Origin of the sequence: Xanthomonas sp. MLO165 (assembly GCF_018831305.1) — a bacterium.
Lineage (GTDB): Bacteria > Pseudomonadota > Gammaproteobacteria > Xanthomonadales > Xanthomonadaceae > Xanthomonas > Xanthomonas arboricola.
The window spans coordinates 758,237-783,754 of the sequence record NZ_CP029263.1 but is presented as its reverse complement, the minus strand read 5'-3'; the positions used below and the strand labels follow the sequence as shown (position 1 = coordinate 783,754).

At 67.4% G+C, this 25,518-nt stretch carries 16 protein-coding genes and 1 pseudogene; 2 read left to right on the top strand and 15 right to left on the bottom strand.

Annotated features, from left to right (window positions below; translation table 11 throughout):
• Positions 1–146: 146 nt before the first annotated feature.
• The 6 genes from DGN21_RS03345 to DGN21_RS03320 all read right to left on the bottom strand — a co-directional run bounded on the left by DGN21_RS03345 (position 147) and on the right by DGN21_RS03320 (position 8,023).
• Complete coding sequence (locus DGN21_RS03345; RefSeq protein WP_215825120.1) at positions 147–1,547, bottom strand: glycosyl hydrolase family 28 protein; 1,401 nt, start codon at positions 1,545–1,547, stop codon at positions 147–149.
• A 318-nt stretch (positions 1,548–1,865) separates the two neighbouring features.
• On the bottom strand, positions 1,866–2,984 hold the full coding sequence (rodA, locus tag DGN21_RS03340) for a rod shape-determining protein RodA (protein ID WP_054591925.1): 1,119 nt from the start codon (positions 2,982–2,984) through the stop codon (positions 1,866–1,868).
• Entirely contained in the window at positions 2,981–5,041 is a 2,061-nt protein-coding gene (gene mrdA / locus DGN21_RS03335; RefSeq protein WP_065032116.1) for a penicillin-binding protein 2, read from the bottom strand. Before mrdA ends, rodA begins: the two co-directional genes overlap by 4 nt.
• Before the next feature lie 3 nt (positions 5,042–5,044).
• Positions 5,045–5,530, bottom strand: a complete 486-nt coding sequence (mreD, locus tag DGN21_RS03330; protein WP_016900812.1) for a rod shape-determining protein MreD — start codon at positions 5,528–5,530, stop codon at positions 5,045–5,047.
• On the bottom strand, positions 5,527–6,804 hold the full coding sequence (gene mreC / locus DGN21_RS03325; RefSeq protein WP_215825119.1) for a rod shape-determining protein MreC: 1,278 nt from the start codon (positions 6,802–6,804) through the stop codon (positions 5,527–5,529). Before mreC ends, mreD begins: the two co-directional genes overlap by 4 nt.
• A 172-nt stretch (positions 6,805–6,976) precedes the next feature.
• Positions 6,977–8,023, bottom strand: coding sequence for a rod shape-determining protein (locus tag DGN21_RS03320; protein ID WP_003482734.1), 1,047 nt, complete (start codon positions 8,021–8,023; stop codon positions 6,977–6,979).
• A gap of 276 nt (positions 8,024–8,299) precedes the next feature.
• On the opposite strand from DGN21_RS03320, the gene DGN21_RS03315 reads away from it, so the two are divergent.
• Positions 8,300–9,232 carry a carbohydrate kinase family protein gene (locus DGN21_RS03315; RefSeq protein ID WP_003482735.1) on the top strand — a complete coding sequence of 311 codons (933 nt, stop codon included), beginning with the start codon at positions 8,300–8,302 and terminating at the stop codon, positions 9,230–9,232.
• Between the two features lie 247 nt (positions 9,233–9,479).
• Positions 9,480–11,453, top strand: coding sequence for a sigma-54-dependent Fis family transcriptional regulator (locus DGN21_RS03310; RefSeq protein WP_065032118.1), 1,974 nt, complete (start codon positions 9,480–9,482; stop codon positions 11,451–11,453).
• Positions 11,454–12,030: 577 nt separating this feature from the next.
• Here DGN21_RS03310 and DGN21_RS03305 read toward each other — a convergent pair.
• The 9 genes and pseudogenes from DGN21_RS03305 to DGN21_RS03265 form a co-directional block, all read right to left on the bottom strand.
• Positions 12,031–14,415, bottom strand: coding sequence for a TonB-dependent receptor (locus DGN21_RS03305; RefSeq protein WP_126965490.1), 2,385 nt, complete (start codon positions 14,413–14,415; stop codon positions 12,031–12,033).
• Between the two features lie 10 nt (positions 14,416–14,425).
• On the bottom strand, positions 14,426–15,532 hold the full coding sequence (locus tag DGN21_RS03300; protein ID WP_126965491.1) for an S-(hydroxymethyl)glutathione dehydrogenase/class III alcohol dehydrogenase: 1,107 nt from the start codon (positions 15,530–15,532) through the stop codon (positions 14,426–14,428).
• 35 nt (positions 15,533–15,567) lie between these two features.
• The gene (locus DGN21_RS03295) at positions 15,568–16,629 is read right to left on the bottom strand and encodes a beta-propeller fold lactonase family protein (RefSeq protein ID WP_126965492.1); all 1,062 of its coding nucleotides are present in this window, start codon (positions 16,627–16,629) and stop codon (positions 15,568–15,570) included.
• A complete protein-coding gene (locus tag DGN21_RS03290) occupies positions 16,626–17,276 on the bottom strand; it encodes a c-type cytochrome (RefSeq protein WP_047126076.1) in 651 nt (216 codons plus the stop codon). The genes DGN21_RS03295 and DGN21_RS03290 overlap by 4 nt, the downstream gene beginning before the upstream one ends.
• Positions 17,277–17,301: 25 nt before the next feature.
• Positions 17,302–19,062 (bottom strand): quinoprotein dehydrogenase-associated putative ABC transporter substrate-binding protein, encoded by a 1,761-nt coding sequence (locus DGN21_RS03285; protein WP_126965493.1) that lies wholly within the window; start codon positions 19,060–19,062, stop codon positions 17,302–17,304.
• A complete protein-coding gene (locus DGN21_RS03280; protein WP_326520548.1) occupies positions 19,059–21,074 on the bottom strand; it encodes a methanol/ethanol family PQQ-dependent dehydrogenase in 2,016 nt (671 codons plus the stop codon). Before DGN21_RS03280 ends, DGN21_RS03285 begins: the two co-directional genes overlap by 4 nt.
• A 624-nt stretch (positions 21,075–21,698) precedes the next feature.
• Positions 21,699–22,321, bottom strand: a pseudogene (locus DGN21_RS03275) (HAD family hydrolase).
• 144 nt (positions 22,322–22,465) lie between these two features.
• Positions 22,466–23,185, bottom strand: a complete 720-nt coding sequence (locus tag DGN21_RS03270; protein WP_126965494.1) for a hypothetical protein — start codon at positions 23,183–23,185, stop codon at positions 22,466–22,468.
• 233 nt (positions 23,186–23,418) lie between these two features.
• Positions 23,419–25,374 carry a M1 family metallopeptidase gene (locus tag DGN21_RS03265; protein ID WP_184429022.1) on the bottom strand — a complete coding sequence of 652 codons (1,956 nt, stop codon included), beginning with the start codon at positions 25,372–25,374 and terminating at the stop codon, positions 23,419–23,421.
• Positions 25,375–25,518 lie beyond the last annotated feature (144 nt).

Sequence of the window (25,518 nt, the reverse complement as noted above, 5' to 3'; positions counted from 1 at the left end):
GGCCAGGCGCTGGCGAGGCTTTGCGTTTTTGCGGCATGCCGTGGGCCTGCTTCTGGCCTCTTCATCTGACCGCATGAGTGGCAGGTTTTGCTTCCTTTGATGTCACTCAGGCCATCGGGCGCGGCCGGGTGGCCGCGCCTGGTCGATCACAGGGCCGGGAAGCGTGGCGCAGTCGAGCAGGTGGGTACGCTGCCGCCAAGTTGCACGCTGGAGGTGGTGACGTTGCTGCCGGTCGGGGTGAGCGCGCTGTTGCTCAGCCCGATCTGCGCATCGCTGGCGGAGACCGCGGTATTGCCGGTGGCCACATTGGCCAGCGTCAGGTCCAGCGGCGTCTGCGCATCGAAGCCTTTCAGAATCCAGCCCTTGCCCTTGAGGCCGACATCGCCGGTGGTACGCAGGCCGTTGACGACGACCCCGGCGAAACTGGGCTTGGTGCCGCTGCCGCCGGACGAATAGAACGGGTTGATCACCAGCGGGCTGGTCACCCCGTACAGGCAGGTATTGCGATAGGTGACCAGGCTGACCGGGCCGCCCTTGGCGAGGCTGGTCTTGATGCGCAGCCCGGCATTGTCGGTACTGCGGTTGCCGGCATCGTCGGTGGCGGTGATGGCGTTGTTGTCGACCAGCACGTTGTTGACCCCGGACATCACCTCGCTACCGATCGAGATGCCGTGGGTGCCGTAGCAGCGGTTGTCGCGCACGCTGATGTTGCCGGACTTGGACGCAATGGTCTTGATCGCCACGCAGTCGTCGCCGCCCATTACATCGTTGTCGACCAGGCTGGCGTTGACCACGCTGTCCAGGTCCAGGCCATCGGTATTGGGGCTGGTCGCCGGCGACTTCACCCGCACGCCCCAGATGGTCAGGCCATCGACGATATGCGCGAAGAAATGGAAGTACGCCGCATTGATCAGATTGACGTTGTAGAGGGTGAACGTGTTGGAGTTCTGCACCTTGATCAGGTCCGGGCTGTTCTGCACCTGGCCGGCAGCCTTGGCGTTTTCGCCGAACTCCCACCAGGTGGTGCTCTTGCCGAGCATGGGCAGATCGCCGCGCCCGTCGATCGTGCCCTGACGCCCGCCGGTGCGTACGCCCATCACGCCCGACCTGGTGCCCTTGACGCTGATCAGCGGCAGGCAGCCGCCGCTCTTGGCGCCTGCGACACCGCAACCGCTGCCGTAGTCGGCCGGATTGCGCGAGCCGTACAGGGTCACGCCCTGATCGACGACCAGGGTGACGCCGGTGGGAATGGTCAGCGGGCCGCTGAGAAACGCGTTGCCGGTACCGGCCTTGAGCAGCACGCTGCCGTTTTTGCCGGTGCAGGCAGTCAGTGCGGCCTGGATGGCTTTGGTGTCGGGCGGTGCGCTTTCCAGCGCGGCGTCGAACAGCCGTCCGCTTGGCGTATGGCTGGCGCTCACCGGCTGGCAGGTGGCGGGAATCGCCGGCTCGGAGACCGCGCGCGTATCGCCGGTGGCAAGGTTGATGGCGCCGGCGTGAGCGGCGAACGTAAGACAGACACAGCCGATCGCGGCGGTTGGCAGTTTCATGGAAGAGCTCACCTGGAAGAGGAATGGCGCGTGCCTGCAGCTGCAACGCGACCCGGCCGCGCGCAGGACGGCGGCGCATCGGACTCTACGGAGCGACGTGCCCATTCACAGACGCCGCGCGAACCCGATACCGCATGCGCGAAGCGGCCCCGTGCCGGGAGGTCGTCATTGCAACGCAGCGCGCAGAACCGCGCGCCTTGCGCAGCGTCAGCTGCGTGTCACGCCCTGTCGCCAGCGGCGTGCTGCGACTGGCCAGGTGTGATTGGTTCTTTCGACACGGGTGAGTGCCTGTCAGCGTCGGCTGCAGAACGCGCCGGCTCAGTAGCCGTGCACCGGGCGGTGCGCCTTGACCGCCATCACCAGGCCCAGCCCGGCCAGCAGCGACACCGCCGAGGTACCGCCGTAACTCATCAGCGGCATCGGCACGCCCACCACCGGCAGCAGCCCGGAAATCATGCCGCCGTTGACCAGCACGTAGACGAAGAAGGCCAGGCCGGTGGCACCGGCGACCAGGCGCGAATAGGTGTCGCGCGCCTGCGCGGCGATCCACAGGCAGCGCGCGATCACGATCAGGTACAGGCTGAGCACGGTCGCCACGCCGATCCAGCCGAACTCCTCGCTGAGCACCGAGAACGCAAAGTCGGTGGTCTGTTCGGGAATGAAGTTCAGATGCGACTGCGAACCCAGCCCCCAGCCCTTGCCGTCGAAACCGCCCGAGCCAATCGCGATCTTGGACTGGATGATGTTCCAGCCGGCGCCCAGCGCATCGTTTTCCGGGTTGAGGAACATCATGATGCGGTCCTTCTGGTACGGCCGCAGCAGCCAGAACCAGGCCACCGGCGCGGCCGCCGAGACGCCGCCCACGCCCACCGCCACCCACCACCACGGCAGGCCGGCCAGCAGCAGCACGAACACACCGCTGGCGGCGATCAGCACGCCGGTGCCGAAGTCCGGCTGCAGCATGATCAGTGCGGTCGGCACGCCGATGATCACGCCGGTCACCAGCACGGTGGAGATGCGCGGCGGCAACGGCATGCGGTGCAGATACCAGGCGGCCATCATCGGCAGGCTGATCTTGAGCAGTTCGGCCGGCTGCAGGTAGAACAGTTTCAGGTCCAGCCACTGGCGACCGTACTTGCCGGTGCCTAGCGCGAACACCGCCAGCAGCGGCAGCATCGACAGGCCGTACACCCACGGCGTCCAGGCGCGCAGGCGTAGCACCGACATGCGCGAAATGCCCCACATCGCAGCCAGGCCGATGACGAAGCGCACGGCTTGCGCCATCACCAGATGATCGCCGTTGGCGGCGCCGCCCGCGCTCTTGAGCACCGACAGGCCGATCACCATCAGCGCACCCAGCGCCAGGCACAGCACCCAGTCCAGGCTGCGCGTGAAACGCGCAACCATGTCCACCAGCCAGCGCAGGATGTCACTCAATGGTCGGTCTCCTGGACCGCATCGGGCACATCCGGCACCACCGGCTGCGCCGGCGTGTTGGGGTCCAACGCCACCGCAGTCTGGCCGATCACCACCGGCAGCTCGTCCAGCGTGGCCGCGGCCGCATCGCCGGCCTGGCGCGCATCGGTGGCGCCGGCTTCGAACTGGTTGACGCCCACCGCGGTCATGCCGAGCTCGCTGTCCAGCGGCTCCAGGCCGGCGGGCAGCTTGCCGAGCAGCCAGGCGTCGAAGATCTTGCGTGCGATCGGCGCTGCCGAGCTGGTACCGAAACCACCGCCCTCCACCGCCACCGCCACCGCGATGACCGGGTTGTCGGCCGGCGCGAAGCCGACGAACAGGCCACGGTGGCGCAGATGCAGCGGCAGGCTGCGCGGGTCCACCGCGGCCACGCCCTTGCGGCTGACTACCTGCGCGGTGCCGGTCTTGCCGGCCATCTGATACGGCGCGCCCGGCGTGATCGCATAGCCGGTGCCGCCCGGGCGCATGGTGTCCATCATGCCCTCGCGCACCACCTGCAGGTGCGCCGCGCTCGGGCTGATCGGCTTGCCCGGCGGCTGGATCATCGGCTGCCAGGGGTGATCGAAGCCGGTGCGCTGCTCCAGCACCAAGTGCGGGCGCAGCAGCAGCCCGCTGGCGATCGCCGACACCCCGCGCACCAGTTGTAGCGGGGTCACCTTCCAGTCGCCCTGGCCGATGGCGATGTTGACGGTGTCGCCGGGATACCAGCGCTCCTTGCGGGTTTTGTACTTGTAGGCCGGCGACGGCAGGATGCCGCCGATCTCGCCGAGCAGGTCCACCCCGGTCGGCTGGCCGAAGCCGTACTCGCCCAGGTAGTGGTCGAAGCGCTCGATGCCCATGTCCACCGCCAGCCGGTAGTAATAGGTATTGACCGACTGGGCGATGGACTTGCGCAGATCGGTCCAGCCATGGCCGCCGCGATGCGAATCGCCCCAGCCGCGGCTGACCCCGGGCAGATAGAACATGCCGGTGGACAGCACCCGGTCTTCCGGCCGGCGCAGGCCGCTGTCCAGGCCGGCCAGCGCGATCAGCGGCTTGAGCGTGGAGCCCGGCGCCACGCCACCCAGCACCAGCCGGTTGAACTGCGGCCGCGACGGGTTGTCGTTGAGCATGCGGAAATCGGTATGCGAGATGCCGTTGACGAACAGGTTGGGGTCGTAGCTGGGCAGGCTGACCATGCCCAGGATCTCGCCGGTGCGCGGGTCCATCGCGATCGCCGCGCCTTCGTGCTCGCCGAACGCGGCCACCATCGCGCGCTGCAGGTCGGCATCCACCGACAGCCGCAGGTCCGCGCCCGACTGCGGCGCGACCCGGCCGACGGTGCGGATCGCCCGCCCCTGCACGTTGGTTTCGACCTGCTCGTAACCGACCTGGCCGCGCAGGTCCTGCTCGTAATAGCGCTCCAGCCCGGACTTGCCCATGTGGGTGAGCGCGGCATTGCCCTCGCCCAGCACCGCCAGGTCCTTCTCGTCGATGCGGCCGACGTAGCCGATGATGTGCGCGAACAGCGGCCCGTACGGGTAGCGCCGGGTCAGGTACGGCTCCAGCTCCACCCCGGGGAAGCGCCAGCGCTCCACCGCAAAGCGCGCCATTTCCTCATCGCTCATGCGCAACTTGAGGGTGACCGGCAGGAAGCTTCGGCGCGCGCGCCGCTCGCGGTTGAAGCGCTCCAGATCCTCCGGCGCGATCGGAATCACCTTGCCCAGCGCAGCCAGCATGGCGTCCATGTCGGCGACCTTGTCCGGGGTCACGTCCAGGCGGAAGGCCGGCACGTTCTCGGCCAGCAGCCGGCCGGTGCGGTCGTAGATCATGCCGCGCCCGGGCACCACCGGCTTGGGCTTGATGCGGTTGGCTTCCGAGCGCGTGGCATAGACCTCGTGGTCGAGCACCTGCAGCTTGAAATACCAGCCGCCCAGCCCGACCAGGCAGATCACCACCATCACAAAGCCCAGCACCGCACGCCGGCGGAACTGCTCGGCCTCCGCATGCGGGTTCTTGGGATGACGACGCCCGTGCATGGCTTACTTCTTGCTCCGCTTGCCCAGCCGCACCGCATCCAGCAACACGAACAGCGGCGGCCACAGCGCCATGCCCAGCAGCGGCGCCCACCAGTAGCTCCACGGCAGGGTCGGCTCGCCCACCGCCAGATGCACGGCCGAGGAGACGATGCGGTCGTTGAGCAGCAGCCCGCCGATCGCCAGCGCCTGCTGCGAGACCGGGAAGAAGCGCATCCGCGCGCGGAAGCGCTGCAGGATGAAGGTCATGATCACCAGCCGCAGCGCCTGCTCGCCGAGCAGCCCGCCATACAGCAGGTCGGCCAGCACGCCGGCCACGAAGGCGATGCCCAGCCCGACCCGGTCCGGCTCCTCGATCACCCAGTACGCCAGCACCAGCGCCAGCCAGTACGGACGCAGCGGCTGCACCACCACCGGCAGCGGCAGCAGGCCCAGCACCAGCGCGATGACGATGCTCGCCGGCAGGATCCAGGTGTTGCGCATGCGGGTCATTGGTCCGTCTCCTGCGGAGCCGGACGGGATTGGGGAGTGGGGATTGGGGATTGGCTGGAAGCAGCGCCCTGTGGCGGGGACGAACGGGAATCGGGATTCGGGCCGTTGGATGCAGTCGATGCGGGACGCCGGGCGGACGTGCTGGCCGGGCGGCCGGACGCTGGCGCACTGGACGGCAGCGCGCCGGGCGCGGCAGGTGTCGCTGCGGACCGTGCAGGCGCCGAGGTACCGGTGCCCGATGCTGCGGCGGCCGTCGGGCGCGCGGTATCAGTCGCTGCGTTGGAAACACCGCCCGCAGGCGTGCGCGGTGTCGCAGTCACCGGCGCGCCGGCCGCCGCCGCGACGCCGTTGCCGTTGCCGTTACCGTTGCTGTTGCTGTTGCTGTTGCCAATCCCAACTCCCGACTCCCCAATCCCGGCCCCAGGCACCACCCGCAGCGGCTTGCCCGCGCGCAGCAGCAGCACATCGCGGCCGCGATCGAGCTTGGCGGCCGGGGTCAGTTCGCCGACCAGGAAGGCGTGGGTGTCGTCCGGGTGCAGTTCGGAGACCTTGCCGACCGGGAAGCCAGCCGGGAAGCGGCCACCGAGGCCGGAGGTGACGATTTCGTCGCCCACCTGCACGCCGGCGCTGAGCGGGATGTCGCGCAGTTCCAGCCGGTCGCCGCGGCCGTAGACGATCAGGCGCACGCCGTTGCGCGCCACGCTGACCGGCACCGCGTGGTCGGGGTCGGTCAGCAGCAGCACGGTCGAATGCAGCGGGGTCACTTCGATCACCTGGCCCATCAGCCCGCCGGCATCGATCACCGCCTGGCCCAGCAGCACGCCATCGCGGCTGCCGGCGTCCAACAACAGGCGCTGCCGGGTCGGGTCCAGGTCGATATCCAGGATCGGCGCCAGCTGCACGTCCAGCCCGCGGCGCTCGGCGACGTTGAGCAGTTCGCGCAGCTGCGCATTGTCCAGCGCAGCGGTCTGCAGCCGGGTCAGGCGCGCATTGGCCACCAGCAACTGATTGCGCAGGGTACGGGTTTCTTCCACCAGCTGCGCATGGGTGGCGGCGTTGTCGCGCACCTGCGAGCCGATCCGCCCCGGCAATCCGGCCACCGCCCAGATCGGCTGGATCAGCAGGTTGGCCTGCAGACGCACCTGGCTCAGCCAGCCCCCCCGGCTATCGAGCGCGATCAGCACGATCGCCAGCACCAGATAGACCAGCAGCCGCAGCGTGGAGGTGACTTCGCCCGGACGGGAGGCGACGGGAGGACCGGCGTAGGAGGGCACTGTCAGGGCCGGGATTGGGGATTCGGAATTGGGGATTCGGGGAGCGGTTGGCTGCCCCCGATACGGATGCGGCTAAAACGTGAACTCGCGGAACTGCGGAGCAGTCCTACCGGGCCGTGGGCCGGACCCGCTTTTGCGAATCCCGAATGCCGACTCCCCAATCCCGAACGCTTCACTCCGGCGCGAAGAACTCGTTGCCGTGCATGTCCACCAGCTCCAGCGCGCGACCGCCGCCGCGGGCCACGCAGGTGAGCGGGTCGTCGGCGACCTGTACGTGCAGGCCGGTTTCTTCGGAGATCAGGCGGTCCAGGTCGCGCAGCAGTGCGCCGCCGCCGGTAAGCACGATGCCGCGCTCGGCCACGTCGGCACACAGTTCCGGCGGGGTCTGTTCCAGCGCCAGCTTGACCGCCGAGACGATGCCCGACAGCGGCTCGTGCAATGCCTCGAGCACTTCGTTGGAGTTGATCTTGATCATCTTCGGCACGCCTTCGGCAAGATTGCGGCCGGAGATTTCCATCTCCTGCACCTCGTCCTGCGGGTAGGCGCAGCCGATCTGCAGCTTGATGCGCTCGGCGGTGGCTTCGCCGATCAGCATGCCGTGGTTGCGGCGCACGTAGTTGGTGATCGACTCGTCGAAGCGGTCGCCGCCCACGCGCACCGACTGCGAGTAGACGATGCCGTTGAGCGAGATGACCGCCACTTCGGTGGTGCCGCCGCCGATGTCGATGACCATCGAACCGCGCGCCTCGGTCACCGGCATGCCGGCACCGATCGCCGCGGCCATGGGTTCCTCGATCAGATACACATCGCGCGCACCGGCTTCTTCCGCCGATTCCTTGATGGCGCGGCGCTCGACCTGGGTGGAACCGGCCGGCACGCACACCAGCACGCGCGGGCTCGGGCGCAGGAAGCGCGACTTGTGCACCTTCTTGATGAAGTGCTTCAGCATTGCCTCGGTGTAGGTGAAGTCGGCGATGACGCCGTCCTTCATCGGGCGGATCGTGGTGATGTGACCCGGGGTGCGGCCGAGCATCTGCTTGGCCTCGGCGCCGACGGCGGCCACCGAGCGCGTGCCGCCGATTGCGCGGTCCTGACGCACCGCCACCACCGAAGGTTCGTTCAGTACGATGCCCTGCCCGCGTACGTAGATCAGCGTATTGGCCGTGCCCAGGTCGATGGACAGGTCGTTGGAGAACATGCCGCGGAGTTTCTTGAACATCGAGGGAGTTGTTCCTGGGTAAGTCGCGTGCCCGCCGCCAGACTGGCGAAATTTTGGGCAGAAAACGAAGTCCACTAGCCTAGCAATCCCCCCCGGTGCGGGCAAGGAAAAATCGGCCGTTGCGGCGTCGTTTTCATGTGCCGGTCACGCCGGGCATGGCATGCGGTTGTGGCCCTGATCGGTCGCAGCCGTTACCCTTTGCGCCGCGGCGCGCGCGCCGTCCCGCTGCCATGCCCGGCAACTGGCGGGTATTTCCCAACGCAAAGGCCTGACTCGATGTCCGCACTGATCTGTGGTTCCCTCGCCTACGACACCATCATGGTGTTTCCGGACCAGTTCAAGAACCACATCCTGCCGGACAAGGTGCACATCCTGAATGTGTCGTTCCTGGTCCCGCGCATGCGCCGCGAGTTCGGCGGTTGCGCCGGCAATATCGCCTACAACCTGCATCTGCTCGGCGGCGCGCCGATCCCGATGGGCACCGTGGGCCAGGACTTCGGCCCGTATCGCGAGCATTTCGAAACGCTGGGGATCGACCTGTCGCGGGTGAAGATCATCGACGACCTGTTCACCCCGCAGGCCTTCATCACCACCGACCACGACAACAACCAGATCACCGCCTTCCATCCGGGCGCGATGATGCGCAGCTACGAGAACCACGTGAAGGATGTGCCGGGCGTGACCCTGGGCCTGGTCGGCCCGGATGGGCGCGAGGGCATGATCCAGAATGCGGAAGAGTTCGCTGCCGCCGGCATCCCCTTCATCTTCGACCCCGGCCAGGCGATGCCCTTGTTCAACGGCCCGGAACTGCGCCAGTTCATCGAGCAGGCCCAGTACGTGGTGGTCAACGACTACGAATCCAACCTGCTGCAGGAACGCACCGGCTGGGACGAGAAGGACATCGTCTCGCGCGTGCAGGCCTACATCACCACGCAGGGCCCCAAGGGCGCGCTGGTGCATACGCCGGAAAAGACCTACGACATCCCGCCGGCGCACGAGCGCCGCGTGGTCGACCCGACCGGCTGCGGTGACGCCTTCCGCGCCGGCCTGATCTACGGCATCCAGGGCGGTTACGACTGGCTGACGATCGGGCGGATGGGCAACCTGATGGGCGCGCTGAAGGTGGAGCACCCGGGCACGCAGAACCAACGGTTCGACTTTGCCGAGTTCAACGACCAGTTCAAGCAGCAGTTCGGCTACGCGCTCTGACGCGCACCGCCGCTGATCAGCGCTTGCCCTTCTCCTCTCGGGAGAAGGTGCCCCGCAGGGGCGGATGAGGGGACGGGCGAAGCCCCGTGCAAGTTGAACAGCTTCGGGCTTCGCACCGCCCCCTCACCGCACCCCCGCTCCCGCAGGAAAGGGGCGCGTCGGCACCGCAATTGCTGCAATGCAGTTTGAGCATCAGCCCGATCTGTGCCTCTACTGACGCTTCGCGCCCACTGAGGAACGCTGGCCCATGTCCGAGCCAAGCGTTGTCGCCGCCACGTCCATCGCCCTGCCGGAGATCGAACCGGATGCGCTCCGGCAGATCCGTCGGTTGCGCGACATCGCGCCGCTTGCCGCACCACTGTCGCGCTCGTGGCGGCGCTGCCTGGACGATTACGCGTTGTTGCCCGAGGCAGCCCCCGAGCCGCTGGTGCACGATGCGCTGCACGTGCGCGAGCGCCAGCAACGTCTGGGCGATGTGCTGCGCATTGCCAAGGTGGAGATGGAAAACCTCTACGAGCAGATCGCCGGCAGCGGCTACGCCGTGATCTTTGCCGATGCAGAGGCGACCGTGCTGCACAGCGTGCACGACCCCACCCTGCTGCGCGAATTCCGCCAGGCCGGTCTGTTCTGCGGCGCCAGCTGGGCCGAGTGTCACCAGGGCACCAACGGCCTGGGCACCTGCGCCGCCGAGCGCACCGCAGTCAGCGTGCACCGCGGCGAACATTATCTGACCCGCCATCTGCCGCTGTCATGCAGCGGCGCGCCGATCCTGGACCCGCATGGCGGGCTGCTGGCGGTGCTGGATGCGTCCACCCCCAACGCGCAGGACGGCAAGCAGATCCAGCGCCACACCGTGGCCCTGGTGAGCATGTCGGCGGCGCAGATCTCGCGCTCGCATTTCCTCAACCAGTTCGGCCATGCCTTCATCCTGCGCTTCCATAGCCGGCCCGAGTTCGCCGGCCTGCTGCACGAGGCACTGATCGCGATCGATACCGATGGCCGCGTGCTGGCAGTCAACGAGGCGGTGCTGGAGCAACTGGGCAAGATCGATCGCAGCCAGCTGGTGGGCCGCAACATCGCACAGGTGATGCAGCTGGATTTCGACACCCTCGAGCACCGCGCCGGCAGCGATGCCGGCACCTTGTGGTCGATCCGCTGCGCCTGCCATGGGCGACGGTTCTACGCACTGGTGCGCCCGCCGCGAGCGCGCGCTGCGCTGCCGGCGGTGGGTGGGCCGGCGCAGCTGGCACCGGATACCGAGCTGCAACCCGGTGAGCATGTCGGCTCGGATTCGCGCATGCGCCACAACCTGGCCAATGCCTTGAAGCTGGCTGCGCATCGGGTGTCGATTCTGCTGTGCGGCGACACCGGCACCGGCAAGGAGGAATTCGCCAAGGCGGTGCACCGCGGCTCGCCGTGGGCTGGCGGCGCGTTCGTGGCGATCAACTGCGCGGCGATTCCCGAGGCATTGATAGAGAGCGAATTGTTCGGGTATGCGCGCGGCGCGTTCACCGATGCCGCGCGCGAAGGCCGCCATGGCAAATTGCTGCAGGCCAGCGGCGGCACCCTGTTTCTGGATGAAATCGGCGACATGCCGCTGCCCTTGCAGAGCCGCCTGCTACGCGTGCTGGAAGAACAATGCGTCACCCCACTGGGCAGCGAACGCGCGGTACCGCTGGAGCTGCACGTGATCAGCGCCAGCCATCGCGATCTGGCGCAGCGGGTGGCGGCCGGCGAGTTTCGCGAGGATTTGTATTACCGGCTCAATGGCGTGGTGCTGCACCTGCCACCGCTGCGCGAGCGCAGCGACAAGGCCGAGCTGATTCGCACGCTGCTGCGCGAGGAAACCAGCGAGCACAGCGTGCGCATCAGCGAGGAAGCGATGCACAAGCTGCTGAGCTACGCATGGCCGGGCAACCTGCGCCAGTTGCGTAATGTGCTGCGCACGGCGGCGGTATTGTGCAGCGACGGAGTGATCCGCCTGCCGAATCTGCCGCAGGAAATCGTCGATGCCGGCAGCGCACCGTGCCTGGTCGATGGCGGCGCGGTGGCCGCCGACGACATGCCCGGCCGCGTCGCACTCGACCAGGCCGAACGCCTGGTGCTGCAGCAACAACTCGAACGCCACCGCTGGAATGTCAGCCGCACCGCCGATGCCCTGGGCATCAGTCGCAACACGCTGTATCGCAAGCTGCGCAAGCATGGCCTGGATACCGGGTGATTGGAGGGCGGGGATTTGGGATTCGGAATTGGGGATTCGTTAGAGCCAAGGCGGGGTCTTGGCGCTGGTATTTGGAGCGATTTATCAAGAGCACTTCTTGACCATCAGGTGGGTGCCGCTGTTGTTTGGTGCGGCATGCACCACGTGTCGATGCCGCGATTGTGGAGCGGATGATTTGGGGCTTGGCTGCGAGATTGGTTGCAGGGCCCTTGCCCGCCCACCATCGCAGGACACGCCGCAAGTACGTCCTTGTACGCTCTTACGCGGCATCCATGCCGCGTAAGGTCCCGCGACGGTGGGCGGGCAAGGGCCAGTCAAGATGGTCGGTGTGCATGGTTTTAAACAAGGCAACCAATCAACTGTCTGGTGCGGTGTCCTCACCGCTTGCGGGACCGTGTGGCGGCATGGATGCCGCCACCGAGCCCCCAGGGATGGGTTTACGGCGTGTCCCGCGAGCGGTGAGGACACCGCACCCTCGACTAGCGCAGCTCGGCACCATCCAGATAACGCTGCGGGCGACTGGCGATTGCACTTTGCGCCTTGCGAATCCCTAATCTCCAATCCCGAATCCCCAGCCTCATAACGCCCAACGCAACCCGATCAGATACTGCCGCGGCACACCCGGCGCGAGGAACCTTGCCGGGCCGGTTTCCACCGGCGCATCCTGCGGACGCGCGAGTTCGCCATCGGGGAACACGTCTTCGGCCACGGCCGCGTAGGTCGCGTAGCGGCGGTTGAAGACGTTGTCGATGCGGGCGAACAGCGACAGCCGCGCGCCCAGTTGCCAACGCGCCTGCAGATCCACCAGCGCGTAGCCGGCGGTGCCGATGTCGATGCGCTCGGGTGCGGGCTCGTCGTCGTCGGCATTGTCGACCTGGCCATCCTCGTTGCCGCTGGCCACGCGCCCGGACACCGCACGCACCCCGGCGCCCAGGGTCAGCGCATCGTGCTGCCATTCCACGCCGAGCTTGAGGTTGTGGCGCGGCAATGCGGCGATGCGCAGGCCTGGACGCAAGGCGATCACGCGCTCGCCGGACAGCAGCTCGCCATTGCTGCGGTAGGTCGCATCCAGGAAGCTGTAGCCGGCCGACCATTGCCAGTCGCCGCTGCGCAGACGCAGCGCCAGATCCGCGCCCTGGTAGCGGGTGCGGCCGACGTTGTCGAAGTAACCCAGCTGGGTGTCCGGTGCACGCAGGAACAAAATGTCGTCGCGATTGTCGGCGCGGTACACCGACAGGCTGGCGTTGCTGTTGGCCGACGGCGCCCAGCGCGCGCCGAGCTCGTACGTGCGGGAGACGATCTGCTCCAGGCGCGGGTCGGCCTGCAGGCCGGTCGGCAACCGACACGGCTGGGTGGGATCGGCGCAACCCAGTTCGATCGCGGTCGGTGCGCGGCTGTTTTGCGCGACCGAGCCGTACAACGTCAGCCCCGAATCGAGCCGATGGGTCAGACCCAGGGACGGATTGGCCTTGGCATAGACGAAGCGCTCGCGTGGGCGGTCGCCGTCGTCGGCGGTGGAAAGGATGTTGTCCACCACCACGCGATTCCAGCGCACTGCGGCACTGAGATGGGTGGCAGCGTCCAGCGCCCAGGTGTCGGCGACGAACACGCCCAGCGTCTTGGTGCTGCCGCGCACGCCGGAAAAGAACGCGCGCTCGGCATCCGGATCGGCAGCGACCGAGCGGTCCGGTTGCACCCAGCCGTCGCGGGCGAATTGCTGATAGCGCACGTGACCACGATCGAAGGTGACGCCGGTGCTGAGCGCATGCGCACCCCACTGACTGCTCAGGTTGACTGCCAGACCTTGCGCCTCCTGGCGCATCTGGGTGGTGTTGAGCGCGCCGGTGGGCAATGCATCGGCATCGGCGCGCGCGACATCGCAATCGGCATCCAGCGCGCTGCCGTCGGCGGCGTAGCCGGAGGCGCATTCTTCGACGAATTCTTCGTAGTCCTCGCCGATATCGCCATTGACGGTGTCGCGGCGGCCCACGCGCGCGTAGGCCAGTGCATGCAATGCGGTGTCCGCATCAAAGCGATGGTCCAGTTGCGCGGTGAACAGCGTATTGCGATTGCGGGTGAGATCGGGCGAGGTGTACACCGCGCGGCGGTCGGCGCGATACAGGCCGGGCTCGGGGCCATCGTCGGTGTAGCGCGTATCCGGCAGCAGGCCATTGCCGATCAGGCGGCTGCGCCCGTGCAGCACCGACAGGCTCCAGTCGGTCTGCTCGCCCTGCTTGCCGACCTTGCCGAACACGGTGCCCAGGCGGCCCTCGGAGGCATCGCGCCAGCCGTTCTCGTCGAAACCGGTCACCGCGACGAAGCCATGCCAGCCGTCCTGGCTGGCGAGACCGTAACTGGCATCCAGGCGCTTGCGCGCACCGCTGCCGATGCTCAGCTCGCCCTGCACTCCTGGTGAGGTGAGGCCTGATGCGGTAGACAACACCACCGCGCCACCGAGCGTGTTCGGCCCGAACAAGGGATTGGAGCCGGGCATCAGGGTCACTGCATTGATTGCCGACTCGGGCAGCATGTCCCAGCTGACGATGTCGGCGAATGGTTCGTTGAAACGCACGCCGTCCAGATACACCGACACGCCTTGCGAGGCGCCGGGCAAGGCGGAGGCGCGAAACCCGTGGAAGGTGAGGTCGTTCTGGAACGCGCTGCCCTGCACATCGTTGCCATCCACGCCGACGAAGCGCCGCTGCAACAGATCGCCGAGGTTGTTGCTGCGCGCGCGCGACAGCTCGCTGTTGGTGGCCGATTGCACCATGTACGGCAGTTGCGCCGCATCGATGGTGGTGCCGGGGATCGGCGTGGCGGTGACCTCGATGCGGTCCAGCCAGGTCACCTGCGGCGCATCGGCCGCCACTGCCAGCGCGCTGCTTGCGAGCAAGGCGCTGGCGCAGGCGCCTGCCAGTGCGTGATGGTGCAACCTTGCCGTGCTGCGTGTGCCTGCTGCCATCTGCGTCTCCTCAATAGAGCACGATCGATTTGATGCCGCGCGCCGCACGCAAGTCCGCCAGCGCCTGATTGATGTCGTCCAGCGCCAGCGTGCGGGTGATCAACGGCGCAAGCCGGATGTCGCCGCGCAGATAGCGCGCGACATAGCCGGGCAATTCGCTGCGCCCTTTCACTCCACCGAAGGCGCTGCCGCGCCACACCCGCCCGGTCACCAATTGAAACGGGCGCGTGCTGATTTCCTGCGCGTCGTCGGCCACGCCGAGGATGACGCTCTCGCCCCAGCCCTTGTGGCAGCACTCCAGCGCCGCGCGCATCGCGCCGACATCGCCCACGCATTCGAAGCTGTGGTCGGCGCCGCCATCGGTGAGGTCCACGATCACCTGCTGGATCGGTGCGCCGTAGTCGCGCGGATCCAGGCAATCGGTGGCGCCCAACGCGCGCGCCAGCGCGAACTTGGCCGGGTCGATATCCACCGCGATGATGCGCCCGGCCTGCGCCAGTACCGCGCCCTGCACCACCGACAAGCCGATGCCGCCCAGGCCGAACACCGCCACGCAGTCGCCGGGCCGCACATGCGTGCTGTTGAGCACCGCACCGACGCCGGTGGTGACCGTGCAGCCGAGCAGGCAGACCTGATCCAGCGCTGCCTCCGGCTGGATCCGCGCGACCGCGATCTCCGGCACCACGGTGTATTCGGAAAACGTGCTGATGCCCATGTGGTGCAGGATCGGCCGGCCGTGCAACGAGAACCGGCTGCTGCCATCGGGCATCAGCCCGCGCTCCTGGCTGCTGCGGATCGCCTGGCACAGGTTGGTGCGGCCGGAGCGGCAGAACTTGCACACGCCGCATTCGGGCATGTACAGCGGGATGACGTGATCGCCGGGCTGCACGCTGGTGACGCCGATACCGACCGCCTCGACGATGCCCGCGCCTTCCTGACCCAGGATCACCGGGAAGCTGCCCGCCTGCGCATGCGCCAATGCATGCGCATCGCCATGGCAGATCCCGGTGGCGACCAGGCGCACCAGCACCTCGCCGGGCCGCGGCGGCTGCAGGTCCACCTCTTCGATGGTCAGCGGCTGGTGCGGACCCCATGCCACCGCAGCGCGTGTCTTCATCCGGCCTCCCTGGCGCGCTGCGGCATGCCCGCCGCTCAGCGCGCGATGACCACGCCCCACGGCAGTTCGCCGACGGGGATCTGTTTGATCTCGCGCAATGCGACGGTGTCGATCACGCTGACCGTGTTCGAGCGCCCGTTGGCGACATACAGCTTGTCGCCGGCCGGGGTCAGTGCCGGATTCCACGGCCGCAGCCCCACCGCAATCTCGGCGAGACTGCGCGCAGTGTTGGTATCGATCACGCTGAGCGTGCCGGCACCGCCGTTGGACGCATACAGCCGCGTGCCGTCGGCAGACAACGCCACGCCGGCCGTGCGCACGCCGGCCGGCAGGCTGGCGCGGCGTCGACGCGTCTGCAGGTCGATCACGTCGACCACGTTGGCGGTCTCCTGCGCGATGTAGACGCTGTACCCGTCGGGTGCAAACGCCATACCGCGCGGATGGCCGCTGGTGGCGACCACGCCGCGCGAGCGACCGGTGGCCAGCTCGATCATGTCCATGTCGTTGGAGCCCTCGTTGCTGGTGAGCAGCCACTGCCCGTCCGGCGTGTAGGCGCAGTGCTCGGGTGCCTGCCCGCGCGTGGCGATCACCTGTTGCACGCTGAACTGCGCCGCATCGATCAACATCACCTGGTTCTGGCCTTCCACACACACCGCAAACTGCTTGCCGTCCGGCGACAGCGCAATGCCTTCGGCGTTCTCGCCGATCTCCACGCTGCGCAGCACCGCGTCGTTGTCGGTATCGAGTTCGATCAGGCGGTGATGCTCGGCATCGATCAGGTACAGATGCCCCTGCGGGCCCGGCAATACCTGCTGCAGACGCTTGCCCAGTTGCCCCCGCGCACTGAGCGTACGCACCACCGTGTCGGTGTGCGTATCGATCACCGACACCGTGCCGCTGCGCTGGTTGGGCACATAGGCAAATACCGGCCGCGTTGCGGGCACCGGCGCCGCGGCCTTCGTTGCGGGCATCGCTGCCGCCGGCGCCGCGTTGGACGCCGGCAGCTCCGCATCGCGACGGCAACCGGCCAAGACCAGCAGCGCGCCCAGCGCAGTTGCTGCAAGGATGCACTGCCAACCGGCCGGCGCTGGCCTCATTGCGCCTTGCCCGCGGTCTTGTTGATCGAATGGATGAAGGCAAGCAGTTTTTCGGTGTCGCCCGGCTTGAGCACCGGCGCGAACGGCGGCATCTGCCCGACCACCTTTTCATGCCCGACCCGCGTCTTGCCGTGGGTGATCATCGCGGCGGTGCCTTCGCTGATCAGCGTACGCAAGGTGTCGTCGTCGCTGCCATACACCCAGATGTCGTTGGTCAACGGCGGGCACATGCCGCCGCCACCGGTGCCGCCATGGCAGGCATTGCAGCCGGCGGAGAAATAGATCTTCTTGCCCTCGGCGATCAGCTCGGGCGTGACCTTGACCTCCGGCCCCTTCGGGATCGGCACCACGGTGGCCGGCGCTGCGGGCGGCGTGGCCGGATCCGGCGCAGGCCCGGCGGCCGGATTGGGCACCGCGGCGCTCGCCGCCGCAGGTGCAGCAGTACCGGTGGCCGGCGCCGGCGGGCTGGCAGCCGGTGCGGTGGCCGCCTCAGGCGCGGGCGCGGGCGGCGGTGCGTCCTTGCCGCAGGCCGCCAGCACGACGCTGAGCATCACCGCGCACAGCGGTGCGCGCATGGAACGATCGAAACAACCCACGGTGGACTTGCGCATGAACGAACCTTTCTGATCGGAGGGAGCACCGCGCACCCCGTGCGCGCGGCGGGTGACACGGTCATTGCCGGGAGGGGCGCCTGGCCTCGGTAAGCAGCGTGGCCAGCGCGTTATCGCCGCGTGCCTGCGCTAATGCAGCGGCGGTCTTGCCGTCGCGATTGCGTGCGGCAGGGTCGGCGCCGGCCGCCAGCAGGCGCTTGGCCACCGCGTCGCGCCCGGCCGCGGCCGCCAGCATCAATGCGGTGACGCCAGCCTGGTTGGCGTGGCCGACGTCGGCACCGCCGGCCAGCACCGCATCGAGCATCGCCGGGTCGTCGCGCGCCACCGCGAACATCACCGGCGTGAAACCGGTGGCATTGGCACGCCGTACATCCGCGCCCGCCTTGAGCAAGGCCTGCACCACGCCGACATCGGCGTAGGACACCGCCAGGTCCAGCGCGCTCCAGCCATCGCTGGAGACGGTGTCCACCGGCGCGCGCTTGCCGAGCAACCTGGTCACGCTGCCGGCATCGTTGGCCCAGGCTGCCTTCATCAAGGCGGTCCAGCCGCTGCCATCGCGCGCATCCAGGCGTGCGCCGGCATCGAGCAGCAGTCCGACCAGATCCGGTTCCTGGTTGCGGATGGCCTGATGCAACGGCGGCTCGCCGAGCAGGTTGGGACGGTTGGCATCGGCGCCATGCCGCAACAGCCACGCCGCACGCACCGCGTCGCCTGCATCCAGCGCATGCGCCAGTTCCTGGTTCGGGTCGGCACCGTCGGCGATGCGCAGTTGCAGCTGCGCCAGCTCCTGCGAGGACGCAGCCGGGCTTGGCGCCTTGGACACCGGCATCGGCGTGGCATACGGCCCGTGCGCGGCCAGATCGCCGGCTACCACGCAGTCGCCACAGCGCACCAGCGGCACGTGATAGCTGCGCAGGATCTCGGCGATCTTTGCTGAACTCTGTTGCATGGCCGTGTTCAAGGCATCGCGCAGGTCCGCGTTCTTGCGCGACACCGCCCATGCCATCGAATACTCCAGCACCGCATCGTCGATGGTATTGAGCGGCACCACGCCCAGGCCGCTGCGCTGCGCGTAATAACCGGCCACCGGGCCCCAGGATTCGGCCGCATCCAGTTCATTGGCGGCGACGCGTTCGACCAGCTTGCCGGGATGTTCTTCCGGCGCCGTGGCCGAGTCGTAGAACAGGTATTGCACCTGGCCGCTGATGCCGTGCTCGTACAGGGCCTGGCGTGCGGGCGAGCTCTGGAACACGCCCAGCCGCAGTGTTTTCAGCGCCGGATCGTCCAGCGACGTCGGCACCAGATCCAGGCCCTTGCGCGTCACCAGCACATAGGCCGAGCGATACAGCGGGCGTGTGGTCAGGCCCTGCTCGAAATCGCTGTTGAGGTCCATCAACACATCGCAGCGGCCGGCAGTGATCGTGCTGCGTGCCAGCCCGCGTTGGTAATAGGTGCGCCACTCGTATTCCAGGCGCCGGCCCATGGCCTCGGCCACGACCTGCGCAATCTTGTTCTGAAAGCCTTCGCCGGCCTTGTTGGACAGCGGCATGTTGCCCGGGTCGGCGCAGACCCGCAGCACGTGCGGATCGGGCGTTGGCGGTGGAGCACTGGCCGTGGCCGGTGCCGCAGTGGAGGCCGCCGTCGCGGGCGCCGCATCGGAAGCAGAAGCGCGAGCCGTCGGTGAGGACGGCTCGCGGGTGCAGCCTGCGGCGACGAGTCCGAGGCTGCAAAGCACCAGCAGCCGACACAGCTGCCGGTGCATGCCACGCGCACCGGCAGCGAACTGCCAGTGCGCGCGTCCAACGCCTTGCGTGGAACTCATCGTGCGGTCTTCGCTGCGGTGTTGGCGGTGCCGCCTGCAGCCGCCGTGGCGGTGGCACTGGCGGTCACGGTCTTGCCGGCACCATCGATCCGGAAGCTGTGCACCATGCCGCCGAGCGGGATCTTGTCGAAGCCGGCACCAAATGCCAGACCGGCTGCGCCCAGCGCGCCATATGGATCGGACGGATCCAGACCTGCGGCCACCGGCAGACCGATCCAGCCACCGATGCCGGAGAACACCGCCACGTACTGGTGCCCATTGGCCTTGTAGGCGATCGGGTTGCCGATGATGCCGGAGGGCAGTTTCATCTCCCACAGCTTCTTGCCGGTGTCCTTGTCCACCGCACGGAACCAGCCATCCAGCGTGCCGTAGAACACCAGCCCGCCGTCGGTGACCAGGGTGCCGCTCCACACCGGGAACTTCTCCTTGATCTCCCACTTGGACTTGCCTTCCACCACGTCGAAGGCCTTGACGATGCCCAGTGCACCCGGCTCGTTGGGCTTCATCATCACGTTGGCGAACACGTAGGGCAGGCCCATCATGGTGTTGCCGCGTTCCTGCGGTTCCAGCTCCATATGCCAGTTGTTGGTGCCGCAGAAGAACACCGCCGCATTGGCCGGATCCACCGAGCACGGCTGCTGGTCCTTGCCGCCCATCGCCGACGGGAAGGCCTGCACCTTCTTGCCGCGTTCAAGCGGCGAATGCGCGGCCACCTTGACCGGGCGGCCGGTCTTCATGTCGATGCGTTCGGCCCAGTTGGCCGGCACGAACTTGTGTGCGCGTAGCAAGGTGCCGTCGCGGCGATCGAGCACGTAGGCAAAGCCGTTGCGGTCGAACTGCACCACCGATGGCACCTGCTTGCCGTCGATGCTCAGATCGACCAGGATCGGCTCGTTGATGCCGTCGTAGTCCCACTGGTCGAACGGCGTCTTCTGGTAGCCCCACACCGCTTCGCCGGTATCGATCTTGCGCGCGAACAGGGTCATCGACCACTTGTTGTCATGCTCGCCGTTGTTGCATTCCTCCTGCGAGGTCTTGCCGCAGCGATACGACGGGCTCCACAGGCCGGGATTGCCGGTGCCGTAATACAGAAGCTTCAACTTCGGGTCGTAGCTGTACCAGCCCCAGGCCGCACCACCGCCACGCTTCCATTCGTCGTTGGGAAAGGTCTTGACGCCCAGATCGCCGAGCTGGCCATGCTGCGGGTTGGCCTTGTTGAAATCCGCACCCAGGCAGATCGATTTGTCGGTACCGGCCGCATCGCAAGACCAGGCCTGCTTGCCATCGGCCAGGTTGTAGGCAGCGACACGCCCAAGCACGCCGAACTCGTTGCCGCTGATACCGGCCACCACTTTGCCGTCGGCGATGATCGGCGCCATGGTGATGGTTTCGCCCTTGTCCGGGTGCGCGAGTTTCTGCTTCCACACTTCCTTGCCGGTCTTGGCATCGAGTGCGATCACATCGCCGCTCAGGCTGCCGAACACCAGCTTGCCATCGGCATAGGAGGCGCCGCGGTTGACCGTATCGCAGCACGCCACCGCCACCGAGCGTTCGTCCTGCTGCGGGGTGTACTTCCACAACACCTTGCCGCCGTCGTCCTGCGCTGCCAGGTCGATGGCGAATACGTTGTTCGGATACGCGCTGACCATGTACATGACGCTGCCGATCACCAGCGGCTGACCTTCGTGGCCGCGCGTGGCATCGGTCTTCATTTCCCACGACATCTTCAGGTTCTTGACGTTGTCGCGATTGATCTCGGCCAGCGGGCTGTGCCGGGTCAGCGCGAAGTCGCGCCCGATGCCGCCCCAGTTATCCGGGTTGCTGGCATTGGTGGTGAACTCGCTGTCGGTATCGACCACGGTGGCGGCGGCCGGCGCGGCTGCGGGAGTGGCGGCCGGTGCAGGCGTTGTCGTTTCCGTGGCGGCGTCTTTCTTGCAGCCGGCCAACGCGGCGCTCAGCGCAAGCATGAGCAGCACACTGCTGCGCAGGCTGCGACAGGAAGATTGGTGCATATGCGTCTACCCCTCTCGATTGAACAACCAGTCGGTTGAAACATCCCGCAGCGCAGGCGTTGCACCCGCCAGTTGCACCGCGGACGTCGGAAACGTCGAGAGGGAAAGAGCAAACGCCATGCCAGCGCACTGGTGCGACGCACCATGTTGGAGCAGCAAGGTTTGATGTGATGGCAGTCGCTTGCGCAAGGCGCACTGTCACGGTTCTGGCACAGTTTGCGCCGGGCGTGCTGTGACATGGATGGTGCAGCGGGGGTGGGACTGCCTGTCGGTCAGTGCTGCGCACCTTGCACGCTTGAGGCGACATAGCTTGCTGTGGCTTGCGCAAGGCAACACCTCACCGAAGGCCAGCTACGTCGTCGAACGGGTGCTGCCGCCTTCCCTTCTCCCATCGGGAGAAGGTGCCCGAAGGGCGGATGAGGGTACGGCATAGGCCAGTTGCATGATGTCTGGCAGTGCTGATGACGCGTTGCAAGACTCAGCAGCGTCCGCGCCCTTTCGAGCGCATGTCACTCTTCCAATGCGATGACGGTGTCCTGATCGCCATCGTCATCCAGAGACACGCGGCCAGCCACGCATCGCACTCCATGCTTCGCGCGCCTGGCCTACTCGCCAAAGCTCACGCTAGCGGTTCCACTGCGCCAGCAACTGCGTGCAATCCTGCAACCGCCAGTCGGCAAGGCCGGGCCATGGATCGCCGGGCGTGTTGACCAGCACGGTGCAGGCACCGACTGCACGGCCGCAGGCCAGGTCGTTTTGGTGATCGCCGACCATGACCAGTGCTGTGCCCTCCACCGCCCAGCGTTGCGCAAAATACTGCAGGCCATCGGGTGCGGGTTTGGGGGCGGCCTCATCGCGGCCGACGATGTCGTCCCAGGCAATGCATCGTGCAGGCCGATCGCCTGCAATGTCACCTGCGCCAATGCGCGCGCATTGCGGGTGAGCATGCCGAGCCGGCATCCGGCTGCCTGCAACGCACGCACCAGGGCCACTGCACCGGGCGCAGGCTGTGCGGCGTGCGCGAGTTCACGCTCGTGCGCGAGCAACCAGGCGTGTTTGGCTGCGGCCTGCTCGGCCGGCAGCGATGCCAGGTGGTGCAGGATGTCCGCCTCGGGCGGGATCTCCAACGCGCGTCGGATCAACGCGAAATCGTGCACCGCTTCGGTCAGCGTGCCGTCCATGTCGAACACCCAATAGCGGTAGCCGGACAACGCGGGAGAGATCTGTGTGATGGCCATGGCATCCATACGTGCAAAGACTCCAAAGATGGTTGACGCAACATCGCAAGCCGTCAGGGGAACGCACACCGCGCGCACGCACCCGAATGCACCAGCTCCTATGCCGATGCCGTGCACCGGCTGCGCAGCTGGTGCCGTGCAAGGGCGGTGCGCCTACTTCCAGCCCGGCATCTGGGTGGTGTCCAGGCCACCCACTTCGAACTCTGCCGTGCGCGTGCCGCCGGCTTTCACCGGGAACGCGATGCTGATGCGCTTGGCATTGCGCACCAGCTTCCACAGCGCCTTGTCGTCGTCGATGAACATCGCGATCGCTTCATCGGTGTCGGGGCGGTGCGCGGCCATCGGGCGTGCTGCGCCATCATCGGCCGAGATCTGCACCTTGCAGCCGCCATAGCAGTTGAAGTCGCCGGCCTTGAGCACCAGATAGCTGTGGCGTTTCCATTGCGGGTGATCGCGGAACACCAGGCTCACCGGCTTGGGGCCGCTGCCGTCGACATCCACGCGGCTCTTGGCATCGATCATCGCCGAGCGCTGCGTGCCGCCCTTGGCCGGCACCTGCGAGTACTGCCACAACGCCTGCATGCGGCGCAGTTCGCGCGCCTGGTCGCCCTTGGCCTTGATGTCGGCATAGCCAGGTTCGATGCGTGTGGCCGCCGCGGTCCCGGCGTAGCCTTCCAGCAGTGCGGCGCCATGCGCGCGTGCCATGTCCCAGTTACCGGCCTTCACCGCCTCGTCGTATTGCTTGGCGAGTGCATCGGCCTGCTGTTGCTTGGCCTGCGCCTGCGCGCTTGCCTGCGCCTGACGCTGCGCCTCGCGGTCGGTACAGCCACTCACTGCAGCGACGCACAAGGCCGCGCTCAGCAGATACTTCATCGTCGACTCCGGAAGGCATGAAAGGCAGCGGCAACGATACCAGCCTGCCCACGATAGCCGCGATCAAACGGCCACACAGCGTAGGAGCGCACCCGGGCGCGATGGAGCATTCCCGGTAACGCCACGTCGCGCCCGGGTGCGCTCCTACAACGGCGATTGCAGGGCGCGGTGCTGCCTGCACGATGCAGCAAGGAAAGCGGCGGGAGGGCGTCGGCAACGCCCTCCCGCTGCCATTACGGCTGCGGCTGCGCCGGCGGTGCCGCCTTGGCCTTGGCGATCATCTCGGCCACCGATGCGGTGGTGATCGGGTGGTAGCTGGGCTTGGCCTTTTCGAAGGCCTGCTCGGCGAAGGCGATGCCGTCCGGGGTCTTCAACAACTCGGCGTAGATCGGCAGCACCAGCTTGCGGCGGCCGACGCGTTCGATGAACTCGCCTGCAGCGGGGCGCGCATCGGTGTAGCCGCTGCGGATCGCCAGCGGATACCAGCGCATGGCGATTTCGCCGTTCGGGGTGCCGGTGAAGTGGTAGGCCTCATCCAGCTGCTTGAGCTGCTCGGGCTTGAGCATGGCGCCCATGCCGCTGAGGAAGTGCACCCATTCCTGCGTGCCCCATTCGCCGGTGACCTGCTTGCTCGGCAGCGTGCCGCTGCCGCTCCAGGCGATGCGCGCGGTGTCCACGATCGAGAAGCTGCGCGAGCGTGCCTTGGCGGCGAAGGCCGGGATGCCCGGCTGCTTCAACCACGCATCCACCTCGGCCGCACTGACCGTGTTGGGATGCTTGTCCAGCAGGTTCTTGTTGAGGTAATCGACGAACTGGTCGGTGGTGGCGCTCTGGAACGCGTGATCGTCGAACCAGCCGCGCAGGAACGGGTCGAACACCTCGCGGCCGAAGCGCTGCTCCAGGAACTGCAGGAACCATGCGCCCTTGACGTAGGCCACCTGGCTCAGGGCTTCGTCGGGGTCGCGCTCGGCCAGCGGTGGCAGCGCCAGCGCCTGGTCGGCCGGCGCCATGCCCTTCACTTCGGCCAGCAGGTCGCCCTGGTCGATCTCGCGCTCCATCTCGGCCATCTCGACGCCATACAGCGCTTCGGTGATGCGGGCCTGCACGTAGGTGGTGAAGCCTTCGTTGAGCCAGATGTCCTTCCAGCTGGCATTGGTCACCAGGTTGCCGGACCAGCTATGCGCCAGTTCGTGCGCGACCAGCGACACCAGCGACTTGTCGCCGACGATCACGGTCGGCGTGGCGAAGGTCAGGCGCGGATTCTCCATGCCGCCGAACGGGAACGACGGCGGCAGCACCAGCATGTCGTAACGGCCCCAGCGATACGGGCCATACAGTTTTTCGGCAGCACCGATCATCTTTTCGGTGTCTTCGAATTCCTTGGCGGCCTTGTCGGCCATGGCCGGCTCGGCCCAGACGCCCGAGCGCGCGGAAATCGGCTTGAACACCACGTCGCCGGCGGCGATCGCCAGCAGATAGGACGGAATCGGCTCGGGCATCTTGAAGCTGTAGTCGCCGTCGCGCGCGGCCTTGGGGTCGTTGTCGGCGCTCATCAGCACCATCACGTCCGGGCGCGAGGTCACGTGCGCGCTGTAGGTGAAGCGCACGCTCGGGGTGTCCTGCAACGGCACCCAGCTACGCGCGTGGATCGCCTGCGACTGGCTGAACATGAAAGGCAACTGCTTGCCTTCGGTCATCGACGGCTCCAGCCACTGCAGGCCGGAGGCGGTCGGCGCGGTGTGGTAGGTGATCACGACCTTGGCCGGCTGATTCGGCGCCTCGATGGTGAGCTTGCTGCCGAAGGTCTTGTCGGCCGGCGCCAGCGCGAACTGCAGCGGCGCCAGCGTGCCCTTGCCGTCGTCGGCCTGCACCTGCGCAATGCTCAGCTCGCGCGTGTCCAGCACCAGCTGCTTGGCGGCCTTGTCCTTCCATTCCAGCGTGTAGGTGGCGGTGCCGCCGATCTGCTTGGCGTCGAAATCCAGCTTCAGGTCAAGCGCCAGATCCTTGATGACCACCAGCTGCGGCTGGGCGTAGGAGCTTTCGTCGTGGTTGCGGGCGTCTGCTTTCACGGGGGCCTTGGCAGTGGTGGCCGGCGCGGCGGTGCTGGCGGCCGGCGGCGTGGACTCGTTGGAACAGCCGGCCAGCGCAATGGACACGGCCAGGGACAGCGACAGGAACGGGAAGCGCATCGACGGCACCGCAGCGAGGGAATTGAGCATTTTAACGCCCCGGGCCGTTGCCTGCCCGTGCGGCCGATGGCGAGCACGTGCCGGCCGCTCAACCCGCGCCGGCTGGAGACACCGTGCATGTCGCTGGCCGCGTCGGCGCGAACC